This window comes from Clostridium gelidum, from assembly GCF_019977655.1.
In the GTDB taxonomy this organism is placed as follows: domain Bacteria; phylum Bacillota; class Clostridia; order Clostridiales; family Clostridiaceae; genus Clostridium; species Clostridium gelidum.
The window spans coordinates 1,894,802-1,913,286 of sequence record NZ_AP024849.1; the positions used below are offsets into that span (position 1 = coordinate 1,894,802).

18 protein-coding genes are annotated in these 18,485 nt (G+C 28.9%); 17 read left to right on the plus strand and 1 reads right to left on the minus strand.

Annotation, left to right across the window (positions count from 1 at the left end; translation table 11 throughout):
• The first annotated feature begins 536 nt into the window (after positions 1-536).
• From psyc5s11_RS08405 to psyc5s11_RS08475, 15 genes are all read left to right on the plus strand, one after another.
• Positions 537-1,535, plus strand: coding sequence for an SHOCT domain-containing protein (locus psyc5s11_RS08405; RefSeq protein ID WP_224037152.1), 999 nt, complete (start codon positions 537-539; stop codon positions 1,533-1,535).
• A 1,054-nt stretch (positions 1,536-2,589) separates the two neighbouring features.
• Positions 2,590-3,237 carry a phage replisome organizer N-terminal domain-containing protein gene (locus tag psyc5s11_RS08410; RefSeq protein WP_224037153.1) on the plus strand — a complete coding sequence of 216 codons (648 nt, stop codon included), beginning with the start codon at positions 2,590-2,592 and terminating at the stop codon, positions 3,235-3,237.
• Between the two features lie 65 nt (positions 3,238-3,302).
• Entirely contained in the window at positions 3,303-3,899 is a 597-nt protein-coding gene (locus psyc5s11_RS08415) for a prepilin peptidase (RefSeq protein ID WP_224037154.1), read from the plus strand.
• 31 nt (positions 3,900-3,930) lie between these two features.
• Complete coding sequence (locus psyc5s11_RS08420; RefSeq protein ID WP_224037155.1) at positions 3,931-5,115, plus strand: sensor histidine kinase; 1,185 nt, start codon at positions 3,931-3,933, stop codon at positions 5,113-5,115.
• Entirely contained in the window at positions 5,096-5,770 is a 675-nt protein-coding gene (locus tag psyc5s11_RS08425; RefSeq protein WP_224037156.1) for a response regulator, read from the plus strand. Before psyc5s11_RS08420 ends, psyc5s11_RS08425 begins: the two co-directional genes overlap by 20 nt.
• A 141-nt stretch (positions 5,771-5,911) precedes the next feature.
• Positions 5,912-6,088 (plus strand): Flp family type IVb pilin, encoded by a 177-nt coding sequence (locus tag psyc5s11_RS08430; protein WP_224037157.1) that lies wholly within the window; start codon positions 5,912-5,914, stop codon positions 6,086-6,088.
• Between the two features lie 64 nt (positions 6,089-6,152).
• A complete protein-coding gene (locus tag psyc5s11_RS08435; RefSeq protein WP_224037158.1) occupies positions 6,153-6,326 on the plus strand; it encodes a Flp family type IVb pilin in 174 nt (57 codons plus the stop codon).
• Positions 6,327-6,409: 83 nt separating this feature from the next.
• On the plus strand, positions 6,410-6,808 hold the full coding sequence (locus tag psyc5s11_RS08440) for a TadE/TadG family type IV pilus assembly protein (RefSeq protein ID WP_224037159.1): 399 nt from the start codon (positions 6,410-6,412) through the stop codon (positions 6,806-6,808).
• Positions 6,809-6,817: 9 nt separating this feature from the next.
• A complete protein-coding gene (locus psyc5s11_RS08445) occupies positions 6,818-7,711 on the plus strand; it encodes a pilus assembly protein TadG-related protein (RefSeq protein ID WP_224037160.1) in 894 nt (297 codons plus the stop codon).
• A gap of 31 nt (positions 7,712-7,742) precedes the next feature.
• The gene (cpaB, locus tag psyc5s11_RS08450; protein ID WP_224037161.1) at positions 7,743-8,732 is read left to right on the plus strand and encodes a Flp pilus assembly protein CpaB; all 990 of its coding nucleotides are present in this window, start codon (positions 7,743-7,745) and stop codon (positions 8,730-8,732) included.
• Positions 8,733-8,746: 14 nt separating this feature from the next.
• Positions 8,747-9,913, plus strand: coding sequence for a response regulator (locus psyc5s11_RS08455; protein ID WP_224037162.1), 1,167 nt, complete (start codon positions 8,747-8,749; stop codon positions 9,911-9,913).
• Positions 9,914-9,967: 54 nt separating this feature from the next.
• Positions 9,968-11,296, plus strand: coding sequence for a CpaF family protein (locus psyc5s11_RS08460; protein ID WP_224037163.1), 1,329 nt, complete (start codon positions 9,968-9,970; stop codon positions 11,294-11,296).
• 83 nt (positions 11,297-11,379) lie between these two features.
• Positions 11,380-12,342, plus strand: a complete 963-nt coding sequence (locus psyc5s11_RS08465) for a type II secretion system F family protein (protein WP_224037164.1) — start codon at positions 11,380-11,382, stop codon at positions 12,340-12,342.
• Between the two features lie 85 nt (positions 12,343-12,427).
• A complete protein-coding gene (locus psyc5s11_RS08470) occupies positions 12,428-13,348 on the plus strand; it encodes a type II secretion system F family protein (protein ID WP_224037165.1) in 921 nt (306 codons plus the stop codon).
• 6 nt (positions 13,349-13,354) lie between these two features.
• Positions 13,355-13,687 (plus strand): DUF192 domain-containing protein, encoded by a 333-nt coding sequence (locus tag psyc5s11_RS08475; RefSeq protein ID WP_224037166.1) that lies wholly within the window; start codon positions 13,355-13,357, stop codon positions 13,685-13,687.
• Between the two features lie 235 nt (positions 13,688-13,922).
• Here the strand turns inward: psyc5s11_RS08475 and psyc5s11_RS08480 are convergent, their stop codons facing one another.
• Positions 13,923-15,455, minus strand: coding sequence for a hypothetical protein (locus psyc5s11_RS08480; RefSeq protein ID WP_224037167.1), 1,533 nt, complete (start codon positions 15,453-15,455; stop codon positions 13,923-13,925).
• 487 nt (positions 15,456-15,942) lie between these two features.
• Between psyc5s11_RS08480 and psyc5s11_RS08485 the strand changes: the two genes are divergently transcribed.
• Both psyc5s11_RS08485 and psyc5s11_RS08490 read left to right on the plus strand, forming a co-directional pair.
• A complete protein-coding gene (locus psyc5s11_RS08485; RefSeq protein WP_224037168.1) occupies positions 15,943-16,989 on the plus strand; it encodes an HD-GYP domain-containing protein in 1,047 nt (348 codons plus the stop codon).
• A gap of 227 nt (positions 16,990-17,216) precedes the next feature.
• Positions 17,217-18,248, plus strand: a complete 1,032-nt coding sequence (locus psyc5s11_RS08490; protein ID WP_224037169.1) for a PocR ligand-binding domain-containing protein — start codon at positions 17,217-17,219, stop codon at positions 18,246-18,248.
• Positions 18,249-18,485 lie beyond the last annotated feature (237 nt).

Sequence of the window (18,485 nt, forward strand, 5' to 3'; positions counted from 1 at the left end):
TCTAGGTAAAAGTAATTGAAGTTTAAGTATAGTATAAGATAACAAATGAGGAGCATACCTATGAAGAACCATAATAAATATAATTAAGAGGATGATTTTAAATTAATATAAGGATATAAAATGTTAATAACATAGGTTTTGAAAGGGAATTTAGATATGAAATACAAAGCAAACAATACTAAATCAGTCTTTTGTTTATGGTAATTATCTAGATGCATTTCAGTATAAATTAAAATTCAAAGCTGATAGTTGGATAATTGGTTTTGAGGTAGAACCACTTTAAATTACAATATTAAACTGACTTTTGTTTGGTTGCTGGCAGTTGGGAAAAAGCTCAGCAGGAATTATTAAATAAGAAAATAGTTATATATAAAAATAGGAATATATATTTATATGTAAATATGAAGCTAGGAAAATATTTTTATAGAAACATAGTTAAATAGAAACATAGTTAAATATATAAATATTTATAGTAATCATGCGGGTTTGGAATGGATTTTGATAAAATATATATAAAAGGAAGAAAGAGGGCTATTATGAATAATATTGAGGGAAATAATAAATTTGAATTAGCATTAACTACGGCATTGAAAATACCAGGCGTAAAAGTAGATAGGACTGGTTTTTTAATAAAAGAGTTAAGTAAACATGTTTCAGAAGAAAAAATAAATCAAGTTGTTAAGTCAAATACAATAGAGGCAGGAATTGATTTAAATTTATTAGATAAAATAGCTAAGAATATAATAAGTAAAAGAACAAATCAAACTGCAGGAGCTTCTTTTTTAGCGGGATTACCAGGTGGACTTGCTATGGCGGCAACTATACCTGCTGATACTTTGCAATTTTTTGGAGTAGCACTTAGAATAGCACAAGAATTAGCGTATCTATATGGCTTTGAAGATTTATGGAAAGATGATAACATTGATAATGAAAGAGTGAAAAATGAATTAACACTTTTTCTAGGAGCAATGTTTGGTGTTGGTGGAGCAACTACTGCATTAAGATTACTCTCAACTAATATAGCAAATCAAGTATTAAAAAAATTACCACAAAAAGCATTAACGAAGACTATATATTATCCTATAATAAAGAAAATAGCAGCTATAATGAGTGTAAAGATGACAAAGGATACATTTGCAAAAGGAGCATCTAAGGCAATACCTATTTTAGGTGGTGTAATATCTGGTGGACTAACATATATGTCTATGAAACCAATGGGGAATAGATTAAAGGATGCATTAGCAAGTTCCATAAATAAAAATTATACAGAAGAAGATTTGAAGAAAGATATTAAGGATTTAGAAAGAGAAACAGGGGAAGTCATAGACATTGAATATGAAACTGTAGATACTGAATATGAAGATGTAAGAGAAGAAGTAGCGGCAACAAGTCAACATAATTCAAGTACAAGTGGATTCGATTTAGCAGATGAACTTATAAAATTTAAGAAGTTACTTGATGACGGTGCAATAACAGAAGAAGAATTTAAAGAAATAAAGAAAGATTTAATACATAAAAGTACGCAAGTGAATTAATAGGATTTCTATAAATATATATTATAATAGTGGATAAAATTTAAGGGAATACTTAGAGTAATAAGAGCTTTGAGTAATCCTTTTTATATTTTGAAGGAGGTAACAAGTATAGTAAAAGTGTACAAAAAAGAACAAGTAGAAGAATTAAAGACGAAATAAATAGCGATTAGGATTTTTCTATGTAAACTTTTAGAGATTTTGGTGAAATCTATAAGAGTATTTTACTATAAAGAAGTATTCGATAGAGCTTTCAGATATTGAAGTTGTATGTCTAATTATTCATATGATCTTTGATTCAGTTAAAAAAAATTATTTGAAACTAGATGTAATATAAATGAAAATAAGATATCCCAATAAAAATGAAAAATATATGTTTATTTTTTAAAAAAGTTTGATATAATATAAATAAGAAAAGCTTAATGCTTTAACATTAAGCAATCCTTAGAACATTTATTTTGTTTTAGGGCTATTGAATGAATTTAATTTAATAATTTAATTCTAGAAAAAAGCACTAGTCTTTGTGGGATGGGTGCTTTTTTTCGTTGCTGTTAACTTCTATGTGAATTCCAAGAAAATTAATCTTGATAATTAGTTTAGAAATAAAAAGATTATGTTTCAAAACTAATCTAATAATATAAAGAGTAGCAAAACTTTTTATAATCAGTTCTAGCATATTCAATACCACCTCCTAAGCTACAATGAAATAATTCACTATTAGCCCAAGGAGGAAAAAATGTTCAAAACCTCCATAGCCATCCGTCTATGGTTATTGAATTTTACTTGGATATTGTACCATAATTATCTAACACTTTACATAGGAATATATTGGTAATAATTCAATGGGCATTTGCAAATAAATTTTTACAGCAGAAAGATTTAGAAAAGACATTACAGCAGTAGTATCTTTTTTTTTTCTTAAAATTCAACTAGTATAAAAAAATTGTAGTATTTTAATAGAAAAAATATTATTGAATTATTGTAATTTTATTAAGTGGAACATATATCTTAAGTGAAGGTATATTGAAAAAATAAAAAATTAAGGGGAATGATAAAAATGAGAGAAAGAAAAGTTGTAAAATTTAGAGTTGATATGTATGAAGATACAAAATTTAAAATAATAGATAGAAAGCCTGAAAGGGATCTTATTCACTATGTTTGGACTAGATTTATCACTTTGGCTGGAAAGGTTAATTTAGAAGGGGATTTATATCTTTCTAGAAATATTCCATATACAATAGAAACTTTAGCAATAGAATTTAACAGAGATATGGACCAAATCAAGTTAGCCTTAGATGTATTAATAGAATTAGAAATGATTGAACTTACAGAAGATAACATTTATAGAGTGAAAAATTTTGCTAAGCATCAAAATATCAAGATAAAAGAAAAAAGCAAAGATAAGGATAAAGAGGAAGATATAAAGAACAAGGAAGTTTTGGTAAAGGAAATCTTAAAAAATGAAAATCCTAAGGATGAAGATAAAATATCTGAAAATAAAATCATTCAAAATGAAGCGACAAATGTGACAAATGATGAAATGTGTAATTTAGAAATTATTCATAAAGATATTAAAGAAATTGAGAGTAATATGAGTGATGAAAAGATTAATAATAATCCACAGGATAATATTCCTATGATTTTAGAAGTGAAAAAAAATACCCCCATAAATAAGAATACGGAATATCTTTGCGCTATTAGGTGAAATATAAGATGGAAGATGTAAAACTTAAGGGAGAATATTCAATAAATCTATTTGAGAGGTAAACAATGAATGTAGTGATTTTTATTATAGGTCTAATTATAGGAAGTATATTAAATTTTATAATAGAGAAAATATCATATAGTATAACTAAAAATAAGAAAAAAACTGCAAAAATTGTTATACCTATTATTTGTGGCTTGGCATTTGAAGTTTTATTTGTGCGATTTGGATTTACTATTATATTAGCTAAAGCAATAGTGATGACAGTGATTTTAATCATAATTTCATTTATTGATTTGCAGCATAAAATTATACCTGATTTTATGGTTGTTATAGCTTTAGTTATTGGAATAATATTTTCGTTTATAGCTAAGACTTCATTTATAGATACAATACTTGGAATGATAGCAGGTGGAGGAATACTATTTTTATTAGCTCTTGTTCCCAATGCCATGGGTGGGGGAGATATAAAGCTTATGTTTGCCATTGGAGCTTTTTTAGGACTAAATAGAACTTTATGGGCACTTCTTTTAGCTTTTATTATTTCTTCAATAATTAGTATTGTTTTAATATTATTAAAAATAAAAGGAACTAAGGATTATATCCCATTTGGTCCGTTTTTATCATTAGGAAGTTTTATTTCGATATTGATCTTTGTATAAGGCATATGAAAGAAAATAAAAAGTTAAGGGTATGATGAAGAATATGGAATTAGATGTTAATGCTATCAATAAAATAATCAATAATATAATAGGAGCGATAGGTTCAAGCAGAGGGGAAATACTTAATATTGTTGATAACATAAGAAAAGATAAGGAAAACCTTAAACTTGAGATTGAGAAAGTTAGGGCGGATGTTGCTAGAGTTATAGATGAGGTTGATGAACTGGAAAAGCAAGATAAGGCTAGTAGAAAAAGATTGGCTAAGGTCTCTGCCAATTTTAATAAATATAGTGAAAGTGATATTAAAGAGGCGTACGAAAGAGCGGAGGATATAAGGGTTAAATTTTATATAAAGAAAAATGAAGAAAAGCTACTGAGAGAGAAAAGAGATAGTCTAGAATTAGCCCTAAAAAAAACAATGGTTAATATTGAGAACGGAGAAAAAATAATTAATCAAATAAGTATTGCTATGGGCTATTTAGAGGGAGATATTTTTTCAGCTTTAGAAGGTACAGATAAAAATTCAGAAATGTTTATTGGTATAAAAATTTTAGAGGCTCAAGAAAGTGAAAGAAAGAGAATTGCAAGGGATATTCATGATGGACCTGCTCAGCATATGGCTAATGTAGTCATGAAGGTGGATATTTGCACAATGGTTCTTAAAAAGGATTTTGAAGAAGGGCTTAAGGAACTAGAAGATTTAAAGGGAAGTGTTAAAGTAGCCTTAAGGGAAGTAAGAAGTATTATCTTTGATTTAAGACCAATGTCTTTAGATGATTTAGGGTTAATTCAAACTATACAGCAAACAGTAAATTCTATTTCAGAGGAGTCTAATATTAATATAAAGGTAAAATTAAAGCCAATTAAAACAGAAATAGAATCCATTATTCAGGTTGCAGTATATAGAATTATTCAGGAAATATTCAATAATATTAGAAAGCATTCTAAAGCAAAGAATGCAGAGGTAAGGATGGATTTTGGAGTGAAATATTTAATGTTAATCATAACTGATGATGGTGTAGGATTTAACGTAGAAGAAACTTTAAAGAGAGTAAGAACTAAAGGAACTTCTTATGGTCTTATTGGCATTTTTGATAGAGTAAATCAGCTCCAAGGGGAAATTGAAATCAAATCTTCAAAGAAAACAGGCACAACTTATACTGTTAAGCTTCCTATTAATCGAGAGGTGATAAAGGATGAAAGACGAGGTAATTAGAATATTAATTGCTGATGATCATGATATCATAAGGCAGGGGTTAAAGAGAATTATTAGTTTTGAAGAGGATATGGAGGTGATTTTTGAGGCAGAAAATGGTGAGAAGGCTCTGAAAATTTTAAATATGCATGAATTAGATGTTGTTTTATTAGATTGCAATATGCCAATAATGAATGGTATTGAGGCTCTTAGAAACATAAAGGCTAAGGGAGATAAAATTAAAGTTATAATGTTAACTGTTGAAAATGATAGAAAGACTATTAGTGAAGCTATAAATATAGGTGCAGATGGTTACATGCTTAAGGATTCAGCCGGAACAGAAATTGCAGATGCAATTAGAACAGTACATAAGGGCGAAAAATATATTGATAAATCATTGGTTTCCATACTTTTTTCAGACATAAAAATTAAGAATAAGAAAGCACTTGGCATTTTAGATAATCTCTCAAAAAGAGAAGTTGAAGTGCTGATTAAAATATCGAAAGGGCATAGTAATAAGGAAATTGGAGAACAGTTGTATCTTTCAGAAAAGACTATTAAAAACTATGCGACAAATCTTTTTAGAAAGATAAATGTGGAGGATAGAGTTAAGGCTACAATTGTTGCAATAGAAAATAACATTAATGAATATTACATAAATAAATATGAAGATTAAGGAATAGGGACTTTAGTCCCTATTTTTTGTGACTTTTTTACTTATGAAATGTGACTTTTGCAATCTGCCAAACAAAAGTGGACAGGGCTATAATAAAGTCAAGGGAAAACAAAAGAAAATAAATTTTAAGGGGAGATTAATATGCTACAAAAATTTCAAGGATATGTTTTAAGTAAATTTAAAGAAGAAAAAGGGCAAGGTATGGTTGAATATGCACTAATAATAGGACTTGTATCAATAGTAGTTATTGCAGTATTAGTACTACTTGGACCAGCAATATCTGCAAAATTCCAAGATATAATAAATGCACTTAAATAAAAAGTATAACGAATTTTGAAGATGAGATAAAAAATTAAAATACTAAGAATGAGGAGTGTTAAATATGAAGAAATTGAAAGATAAAATAGTATCAATTTTAAAAAATGAAAAAGGACAAGGTATGGTTGAGTATGCACTAATAATAGGACTTGTATCAATAGTAGTTATTGCAGTATTAGTATTACTTGGACCAGCGATATCTGCAAAATTCCAAGACATAATAAATGCACTTAAGTAAAAGAACTGTTGTTACAAATGTTATGTATCATAGGGTATTTTTGGAACAGTAGAGATTTTAGATTTAGTGGTTATTAAAAGGACGTGGTTACAATTAAAAAATTAAAAAATCAAAAGGGTCAAGCATTAGTTGAATTTACAATAGTTCTTCCAATTCTTATGCTGCTAATCATGGGGATATTTCAATTTGGAATGATGTTAAACGCATACATTACAATTGGAAATGCTGCAAGAGAAGGAGCAAGAACTGGAATTATAGGAAGTACTGATGCTGAAATTCGAAATTTGATTATATCCACTTCACCTAGTCTAGAACCAGAAAATTTAGTAGTAAGTATAACTCCGAATGTAACTAACAGAATAGCTGGAGGTACTCTTACTGTAAACGTAACCTATAACTATAAACTCACTGTTCCAATTATAAGTAGTCTTTTTAATAATGTAATTGTCTTGAATGGACAAACCTCCATGAGAGTTGAGTGAGGTGGGGAAATGAAAAGATTAGATAATAAGGGAAATGTCGCAATTATTTTATGCTTAGTAATTACTGCATTAATGGGTTTTGCAGCTTATGTAATTGATGTAGGAATGGTTTATGCAGAAAAAGAAAAATTAACAAATGCAATTGATTCAGCAGCTTTAGCTGCCATACTTGAACTGCCGAGTAATGATATAAAAGCAAAGGCTGTAGCTGTAGATTATCTTCAAAAAAATAATGTAGATCCAAATCAGACTTCTATAGTTGTTGGAGTAGATCATAAAAGCATTCAAATAGAAGGTATCAAAAATGTAAAGCATTTGTTTGCTCCAATAATAGGCATAAACAGTAGCAATGTAAATGCTAAAACAAAAGCTGTACTTGCACCAGCAAAATCAGTGAATAGTGGAATAAGACCCTTTGCGGTAGAAGCATACAACTTTCCATATGGAGAGCTCGTAACAATTAAAGAAGGTGCTGGAGATGGATATCATGGTAATTATGGTGCAGTTGCACTTGGTGGACAAGGTTCAAATGTTTTTAGAATAAATGCACTATACGGCTATAGTGGAACAATATCAGTAGGTGATTATATAAATACTGAACCAGGTAATATGGCAGGGGCTACTAATGATATAAATAATTATATTAACTCTGAACACAGCACTTTTGATAATTTTTCTAGAGATTCAATTAGGCTTTGGACAATACCTTTGGTAGATTCATTAACTGTAGATGGACGGAAGTCAGTATTAGTAGTGGGTTTCGCAGCATTTTATGTAGAAGGAGTAAAGGATGTTTCGGGTAAGATTGAGATTAAAGGTAGATTTATTAAATATGTTTTAAATTCTAAGGTTGATGTAAATTTAAATGATACAGGGGTATATGGTGCAAAGCTGTCAAAGTAAGCAGAGAACCAAAACAACCAAGGAGGTAGTTATGAAAAGTACAGCACAAAAATTGATAGTGATATCTTTTGTTTTAGCATTATTTGCAGCAATGGCTGCTTTTTTATTCATGCAGTCTTTAAAATCACCAAAAGAAATAAATAAAAAGATAACTGTTTTAGTAGCAGCTGAAACAATACCTCCAAGAACTCTTATAGATAAGAAAATGATTAAAGAAATTCAAGTGTCTGATGATTCTATTTTAGTTAATTATATTGATGATGCTTCAAAAGTTGTTGGAAAATATACAAAGGAAACTGTTTTTAAAGATGAAGGTTTTTATGCTGATAAACTACTAGACAAGGATTCAAATGAACTTAGTTTAAAAATAGATAGTAATCATAGAGCAATTTCTATTAGTGTTTCAGGTGATACAGGAGTTTCAGATTTGTTAAAACCAGGTGATAGTGTAGATATAATTACATTTATAGCTGAAAAACGGGATGGAGCAAAAATTGTTAACCCAAATATGGCAAAAACTATCTTGCAAAATATTGAGATTTTAGCAGTTGATAAACAACTTAATAGAGAAGAGAAAACAAATGATAAGGCACTTGATAAAGAGAAAACACTAACAAATTTTTTAGTAACATTATCAATTCCAACATCAGACATAGAAAAGCTAGTTCTTGGGCAAAGTATAGGAAGTATTAAATTAGCTCTTAGACCATTAAAGGATGATAATAACATTTCTGAAACAAAGGGAACTACTTCAGAGGAATTGTATCTAAATGTTAATAGCGGTAATGATAATACAACAGCTTCTAATAAGGCAAATAATTCAAGTAATATAACCAGTGAAAATAATAACAATGAAAATTATAAACCTTATACAGTAAAAAGTGGAGATACATTAAAAAGTATTAGTAGAGAATTTTATAAAGATGAACATAAATATACAATTATAAAGGATGCAAACAATATACAAAATGAGAATTTAATTGTAACTGGCGAAGTAATTAAAATTCCAATACTACAGTAGTAGGGGGATACACAATGAATAAGATTAAAATATTAATTGCAGATGACATTGAAGAAACTCGAAATGTCATAAAAAAAATATTGAGTATGCAGAAAGAAAATATTGAAGTTGTAGGAGAAGCAGCTAATGGTGAAGAGGTAATTAATCTTATACCAAAAGTAAAACCTGATGTAGTTCTAATGGATATCAATATGCCTGTATTAAATGGTTTAGAAGCTACTGAAAGAATAACAATGGAGTATCCGGGGGTTTTGGTAATTATTATGTCTGTTCAGGCTGAAAGTGAATACTTAAAGAAAGCAATGTTTCATGGTGCTAAGGAATATATAATTAAGCCTTTTAACTATGATGACTTAATTGAAACTATAACAACAACTTACGAAAAGTACAGGGAAAGACAAGTAAAGATAGCAAGTAGTGTAGAAACAATAAGAGATGCAAATGTCATAGCTTTCTTTAGTTCAAAAGGTGGAGTGGGTAAGTCAATTTTATCCCTTAATACAGCAATTGTTTTAAGCAAAGAAGCTAATAAAAAAGTACTTCTTATAGATATGGATTTGCAGTTTGGTGATATATCTATGCTGGTTAATAAGTATAATCAAAAGAATATTCTACATGCAATAGATGATGGACAAATAGATTCTTATGAAAATATAAAACCTTATTTATATAAATATAGTGATAATTTTGATATACTATTTGCTCCAGAAAAACCAGAGGCAGCAGAATATATAGCAAAAGAAACAGTTGAAAAGATAATGAAAATAATTAAAAAGCAATATGATGTAATAGTTGTGGATACAGGTATTAATTTTAATGATAATACTCTTTACATTTTAGATATGGCACAAAAGATACTTATGGTGTCAACTATGGAAATTGTAGCTTTAAAGAATACAAAATTAGGACTTAAAGTTATGGATTCTCTTGGATATGACAAAGACAAGGTAAAGCTTGTTATAAATAGATTTAATTCGAATTATGGAATAAGCAAAAAAGAAATAGAGGAAACCTTTAAAGATGGTGTTTTTTCATTTATACCAGATGAAGAAAAGAGTGTTGTTGTTTCAGTAAACAAAGGGTTACCATTATGTGATGATGATAAATATTATAAACTCAAAATAGGAAAGGCCATAGAGGTCATGTGTAAAGACTTGGAAAAGGGATATGAAAGAAGATAGACTATTATACTGACTTGCTATTTTTTTGAATATGCCTAAATAGGAGGAATTAGTATGTCTCTTATAAAAAGATTAGAAGAAATAAATGTAGATAAAAAAGCTAATAAGACAAGCGAAAGGGAGGTAGATCCTTATTATGAATTAAAGATGAAAATTCAAAATGGAGTGATTGAGGAGCTTGACATAGACTTTAATGAAATTTCCGAGAACAACGAGGAAGTGAAACAAAAAATTGATTATATTGTCAGCAAGCATATTGAAAAAGAATCACTAAATATGACGAATAGTCATAAGAAAAAAATAAAAGAAGAATTGTTAGATGAAATTATAGGATTTGGACCAATTACAGGATTGCTTGCAGATAATAATGTTACTGAAATTATGGTTAACGGTCCAGATCATGTTTATATTGAAAAAAGCGGAAAATTGGTGCTCACTGATGCTAAATTTAAAAATGATAATCATGTACTTCATGTTATTAAAAAAATTGTAGCACCAATTGGAAGAAGAATAGATGAGAGCTCACCAATGGTAGATGCTAGACTTCCTAATGGCTCTAGAGTAAATGCTATAATACCGCCACTAGCCATTGATGGTCCCTCAATTACCATTAGAAAATTTTCTGAAGATCCATTTAAGGTAGAGGATTTGATTAGATTTGGTACATTGACCTCAAAGATGGGAGCACTTATTAAAAACTGTGTAGAGGGAAGACTTAATATAGTTGTGTCTGGTGGGACAGGAAGTGGTAAAACAACTACATTAAATGTTCTTTCATCATTTATACCTAATGATGAACGTATAGTAACTATCGAGGATGCAGCAGAACTTCAACTTTCTCAAGAACATGTGGTAAGACTTGAAACGCGCCCAATAAACGTAGAGGGGAAAGGCGAAGTTACAATAAGAGATTTAGTTAAAAATAGCTTAAGAATGCGTCCAGATAGAATTATTATAGGTGAGGTTCGTTCTGGAGAAGCTTTGGATATGCTTCAAGCTATGAACACTGGTCATGATGGCTCGCTAACAACAGGTCATGCTAACACACCAAGAGATATGTTATCAAGGCTTGAAACCATGGTGCTTATGTCAGGAATGAACCTTCCAATTAAAGCAATTAGAGATCAAGTAGCTTCAGCCATTGATGTAATTATTCAGCAATCAAGACTTATGGATGGAAGCAGAAGAATCACTCATATTACAGAAGTTCAAGGCATGGAGGGGGATGTGATTATCCTTCAGGATATATTTAAGTTTGAGCAAAGAGGCATTGATAACAACGGAAAGGTAAAAGGAGAATTTGTTTCAACAGGTATCATGCCAAAGTTTGTACAAAAGCTTAAGGACAAAGGAATAAGTATACCACCAGATATTTTGAATTAGGCACATGAAAATGGACGTGTTATATTTTTGATTGTGCCTTAAAGGATGTAAGGTTGTTAAGTGAAATTAAAGGAGGTGAAAGTATGATATATGTAGCAGTAATTTTAACATTTTTACTAGCATGGGCTTTCATTAGTGCTGTATTAATTATTTTCTTAAAAAAAGAAAAGCATATAGATAAGCTTAAATATTTCGATGAGGATTACGTGCTTAAGGAAAAGTATCACAATGAAAAGAAAAATAGAGTGAGCATATTAAAGCCTTTATCACATTTAGTACCTAAGTCTAGGTTAAATGAAAAGAAAGATAAGAAGCGTGAAACAGAACTTATGAAAGCAGATTTACCTATTACATTAGAAGAACTCTTAGTTGTAAAAATACTTTCATCCTCTGCTTTTGCATTCTTAGCATTTGCAGTTTTTAAGGACTATTTCATTATTATTTTTGTGTACATTTTAATATGGAATGTGCCAAAGTTTATAATAAAAAAGAGAGCAAAAGATAAAATTAAACTCTTTGACAGTCAATTAAATGAAGGAATAACTATAATCTCAAACTCTCTAAAAGCAGGGTATTCCTTCTTGCAAGCAGTAGCAGTAGTATCAGAAGAAACTAGTGATCCCTTTTCAAAGGAATTTAAGAAATTGCTTAAGGAAATGAGCCTAGGAATCTCAGAAGAGGATGCTTTGAAAAATTTGCTAAGTCGTGTGGACTCAGAGGATCTTAGACTTATAATGAATGCTATTTTAATACAAAAGGACATAGGAGGAAATTTATCTGAGATATTAGATAATATATCAGAAACCATAAGAGAAAGACAAAAGATAAAAAATGAGCTTAAGACATTAACAGCACAGGGAAAATTATCAGGATTGATTTTAATGCTTATGCCTGTTTTTTTAGGAATGACTATTTATCTTTTTAATCGCGAATATATGTTATTACTATTTACAACGTCTATTGGTTTATCTATGGTTGGAGGAGCTGTTGTTAGCGAGTTCTTTGGGTTATTAATGATAAGAAAAATTGTAAACATAGATATTTAGATATAGGTAAAAAAATAAGGTGAATATTCATAACCAAGTTACTGTTTAATCTCTTTAAAAGCTCTTAAAGAAAGGAGGGAAGGACATGCTTTATATTGCAATATTTATATTCTTTTTATCAATATTTTCTTTGTTGTATGGAATATTTTCAATTTTAAATAAAAATAAAATTGAAATCGAAAAAAGGATTAATCAGATTCAAGAGCTTCATAGAATAAATGAGGACAAAATTGAAAGTAAGTCTTTTTCAGAAAGGACCATGAAACCTTTTTATCAAAGCTTAAGTAAGTATTTACTTAAGATGACTCCAAGCCATAAAATTGTAATGCTTAATAAAAGATTGGAGAAAGCAGGGCTTTTAAAAAATACTACTATAGAAAAATGGTTATTTAAGAAGAGCATGCTTTTATTAGCATTATCAACAATAATAGGACTATTATCTTTTATGGTTGATCCGAATATTATCAAGGCTGTTTTTATTGGATTGCTTATTGCATTATCTGTAAATACTTTCTTCAACTTTTATTTATCAAAAAGAATTGAAACAAGAAAAAAGATAATTTTAAAGGATTTACCTTATACTTTGGATTTAATTACAGTTAGTGTAGAAGCAGGTCTATCTTTTGATGGGGCTTTGGCTAGGGTTATAAGTAATATAAGTGGAGAACTTTGTGATGAATTTGCAAAGAGCCTTAAAGAAATCAGAATGGGAATAGAACGTAAGGTAGCGCTTAGGAGTATGAGTGACCGTTGTGATGTAAAGGCACTTTCTATGCTTGTTACTTCTATAATTCAGGCAGATGAATTAGGGGTAAGCTTAAGCAGAGTACTGAGAATTGAATCTGAAAATTTGAGAGAGAATAGGAAACAAGTAGCGCGTGAAAAAGCTATGAAAGCTCCTATTAAGATGTTGTTTCCATTAGTATTCTTTATATTTCCAACTATCTTTGTAATTATCTTAGGTCCAGCTGTTATAAGAATGATTACTATATTTACTAAGGGGTGAATACACATGGTTAAAACATTAGTATATGAATGCGTGAGCATAGCTAAAATATTTGTAGCAGATAGTTTTATAAAAAGATTTTTAGGGTTTATGTTTCGGAAAGAGCCACATCATGAAGCTATTTTGATTAAGCCTTGTAACAGTATTCATACATTTTTTATGAGATTTTCTATTGATGTATTATTTATTAATGAGAATATGGAAGTAATTAAAAAAATAGAGGGTATTAAACCAGGAAAAGTTATAATGCCACAGAAAAAAAGTACAATGGTTATAGAAGGTAGGGAAGGAATATTTAAAAATATTAAAGAGGGAAAGAAACTTATAATGCTAAAGTAAAATGAACATTAGAAAAAGTGTCTTAGCTCAAAAAGAATTAATGAATGTGAATAAATATATGTTGAGTTTAATGATATTTAATCATATGAAAGAAAACAACAGACAAGAATATTGGTCTGTTATTTTCTTTAATGTGCATTATAAGACGTACTTATAAGTACTTCATTTTTTCACTAATTTAAGCAAATTGAATTTTCAATAAATGAATAAGATAAATAATTATAAAAATATTTCCTTAAACAAGTTGTTTTTTTAAAACATCTATCTGATGTTCAAGCCATTTTACAATATCTTTTTTATTCTTATCTACAGGAGAAATATGTTCCCAAGATTCTCTAAAATGTTCTTCAAGGGCATAGACAATCATAGGCTCTTTAATTGATACTGCCAAATTTGAATATTCAATATAAACTCTATGTTTTTCTTTGATAATAAATGAAGTGATATTTTTACCATTGTTATAAGACAGTTCATTAATAAGAGCAAATTTGTAATTATCATATGTTATTATTAAATTAATTATATTTTGTATAATTACAATTATATCTCCAATCTCTAAATCAATTGTATTAATACAAATTGGGAAATTAAATGAAAGTTGTTTGCTTTTAATTATCTTTTGGATAGAGTTTAAGGTATATATATTAAAATATTCATAATACTGTAGATTGGACAAAAAAGTATTTAGGCGGCAGTTATGTAGTTCTAATTCTTTTATTAGCTGATTATTAGTAAACGGTAGTTTCTCTAATAATTTCTTAAACAGTATGCTTGGAATAGTTAATAAGCTAAGACTATCTTTAAATAAAAACTGATTTCCTGCTCTTTTTTCACTTTCATCCAAGGAATCTATGTATTCTAAACTTTTATTTAAAGTATAGTATTTGACTAAGGATTTAGAAGAATTTAAAAGAATAGCATTAAAATTATTACTTAAAATATCAATACCAACCTGATTTTCTATATAAAACGCACTGTCTATTCCAAAACTTGGAGTTGTTGAAAGAATGCTTAAAGCACCTATACTTGGAATAATAGTAGATTCTCTACCAAAATCAAATGTATCATAGGCTTTATAGTAATAAAGTAAGAAATGACCTGTTTCTATTAATGGTTGAAGGAATTTTATAAAGTTTATTGTTGCAGTTAGGTTACAGGTTAATTTGAATAGAAATTTTACAGTATAACCATTTCTTAATGCCTTTAAAACAACATCTCTCAAGCATATAAAATCGTCATAAAAATTTGTTGCATTTATATTGCTGTTACATGACATATAAATTACATTATTGTTTATACATTTTTCTTTTATAGCTATTTCAATTAAAGATAACATAGCTGATATAATATTTTTACGCCCAATAATAATATTATTTTCTTTTGATAAATTAATTCTTTGAATAGACTTAAGGTTCGAGTTTTTTTTACCAAGTGCTGCTTTTTTTGATTCCAAAGAACATCCCTGGGATTCTAAAAGAGCCTTCATTATTCTATCTTTTGTATCTACGGTTTTATCTATATTTACAGAAATTATATTAATAACTTCATTTAAATGTTGTTCTTGAAAAGAATTTAGAACATTTTGAGAAAGGAATAAGGCTATATTTTCTATATAATTTGAATGATATAAAGGAATTCTTTTTTCGTGCATCCAACGACTTATTAGTGAGGAGTCTACATTAATTGCCTTAGATAATCGATTATTGCTGATATCCAATGCTGAAAGTAACAAGTGAAGGCACTCTCCAAATTTAATTTTTGTAATCATAATAATTCACCTTTCTAAAATAAATAGTCAATACAATTGTCGTGACAATATGATAAAAATACTGTAAATTTTATCATTTTTGACATATAATTATGAATATTAATTACAAAAAATACTAAATACATAATATCATTAAAGCCTATAAAGTAACAATATAATTATTCCATAAAAAGGTTAAATTAATTGTCTAATCCACAATATATATATGTTAATCAAAGTAAATTGGACATTATATTGTATATTAGACAATTGTTTTATATCTTTTTATAGTTTAATCACGATATAAAATTCATTGTTAAAAGTAGGTGTTTTAAAAGTTACTGCTGTAACAGTAAGTTAGACATTGTTTTCTTAATTTAATCACAAAGACATGAGTGGAGGGATTAAATGACCAAAAAGAAATTTCATGAAAGGATATAAGAATTATGTTTGAGCATAGAACAAAAATAGAAATGGATTATTAATATACAGATACAAGGTGGTTAAAATGAGCAGAATAATGGTTCCAGCAACTTGTTGTAAGGTTGGTGAGATATTAGCAAATGATGTTACAAATGACAAGGATATTATTATAGTAGTCAAAAATACTGTAGTAAATCAATATATAAAAGATAAATTTACGGAACTACAAATCCCATATATTTGGCTGTATCAACCTGTAAATAATGTGAATGATATGGAAAATAAAATAAAGTTTAAAGCGAAAAAGGAAACTTATAAAGATGTTATTCTGAATCTAAAGTGGGTTCTTAATAATCTAACTACTGGACATAAGTTGGATTATGAAAAGCTTGTAAGAATATTCAAGGCTTTAGTTGGTAACATAAATGAGAACAAATATATAGTCAAGTGTCTTGAAGATATTAAGGGTTTTGATGAGTATACATATACCCACTGCATAAATGTGGGTTTTTATTCCATGTTGATTGCAAAATGGCTTAATTTACCTGAATTTATAATACAGGAGGTAACTCAAGCGGGATTGCTTCATGATATCGGTAAAGTAAAGATACCTAATGAAATTATCAACAAGAATGAAAAGCTGACTACGGAAGAGTTTGAAGTAATAAAAAAGCATCCCATATATGGATATAATCTTATAAAGGATATTAGTTCTATCAGTGAAAGTGTAAAAAAGGCTGTGCTTTTACACCATGAAAGGATTGACTGTTCAGGCTATCCTTTTGGATATTCTGGTAGCGCTATTAGTTTATTAGCAAATATCGTATCAGTAGCTGATGTTTATGACGCTATGACACAGAATAGGGTATACAAAGATAAGGTAGCCCCATTTGATGCCTTCGAAATGTTTTTGACCGTTGGAAAATCAATGTTTGATACTACTGTACTAAATACTTTTTTAAAAAACATTGCAGCATTTTATGTGGGTGCAAATGTGATATTAAACAATGGTGACACGGGTGAAATAATGTGTATTCCTCCAAAGGATATTTTAAGTCCTATTATTAGTGTGAAATCAAAGTATATAGATCTTTCACAAGAACTTAGCCTAAAAGTATTAAGCTTATTGTAACAGTAATAGGGAGAGTGAAAACCTTATTGGTTGTTTAATTTAAGGAGAGTTTAATTTAAAAACTGATCAAATAAATACATGTAATATTGTTATATGTTTTTATTGTTATTAATATTTTGACATAGTAGAAGAAATTATAAATCTATAATTTGAAAAAGTTGGGAAAATAAATGCTTGAGGAATTACTAAAGCAACTAAAAATACAAAATTATGTAGGGAGATACATTATGAAAAACGGTAGCATAGAATTAAGTAATTTGGAACTTGAGGATATTATTGATTTAAAATTCCTCCAAAAGTTTCAAGATGATTTTGCAGAAAGTATGAATATTGCCAGCGTAACGGTAGACAGAAATGGAAATCCAGTCACAAAACCAAGTAGTTATAGTAACATTTGTTTGAACTATACTCAATCAAAAGAAATTGGAAAGAATCGTTGCGCTCAGTGTCATAGTTATGCAGGAGAGGAAGCTTTTAAAACTGGAAAACCATATATTTATACATGTCATTCAGGACTTATTGATTTTGCAGCGCCTATAACAGTTCAAGGTGTGCTTATAGGTACAATACTTGGTGGGCAAATACTTTTTGTAGAACCTAAAGAAAATGAGTTTAAAAAGACGGCAAATGAACTAGGAATTGATGAAGATGAATATTACAAAGCAGCTAAGGAGGTACAAGTGGTAGCTGAAAGAAATGTTAAAGCAGCAGCAGAAGTTTTATTTTCTGTTGCAAATACACTTTCAAAGGACGGCTATCAACGGTTAAAAATTAAACAAATGACAGCAACACTTATGGAGAGCTTTGAGCAAATATCATCTGCAACTCAAGAATTGGCAGCTTCTTCAATGGAAGTTACTGAAAATCAAAGTACATTAAATAATGAGATATTAAATGTACAAGAACTTTCTAATGAAATAAATACTATTTTAGGATATATAAAAGGTATAGCAAATCAAACAAAGATGCTAGGACTTAATGCAGCTATTGAAGCTGCAAGAGTTGGAGATATGGGGAAAGGCTTTGGTGTAGTTGCTTCAGAAATAAGAAAGCTATCAGAAAATTCAAAAGAAACAACAAATAACATAGCTGATTTATTAGAAAAAATACAATTATCGGTAAATAAAACTATTCAAATGTCAAATAGTACATTAAGTATAACAGAACAACAATCAGCAGCAATAGAAGAAACAAATGCGAGTGTTGAAGAGGTGACCAGCTTTACTGCAGAATTGGATAAATTAACCAATGAAAAATAGAAGCTATAAAAACTTGAGATGTGAAAACAGAAATTATAATTCTATTTTGTAACAGCTCAAGGTCAAGTTGAGCTTACTCAAAAGCTTAATGAAATGATTGCGAAATTTAAGTGATAGTAGATAATTTTGTGTAAAAGCAAAATTATCTACTATCACTTAATAAGTTTTCTAATATAACAAACAAGAAGAGATGGTTGGTACGTTAAATATCCATGGAAACTTTGGAATTGTTATTTA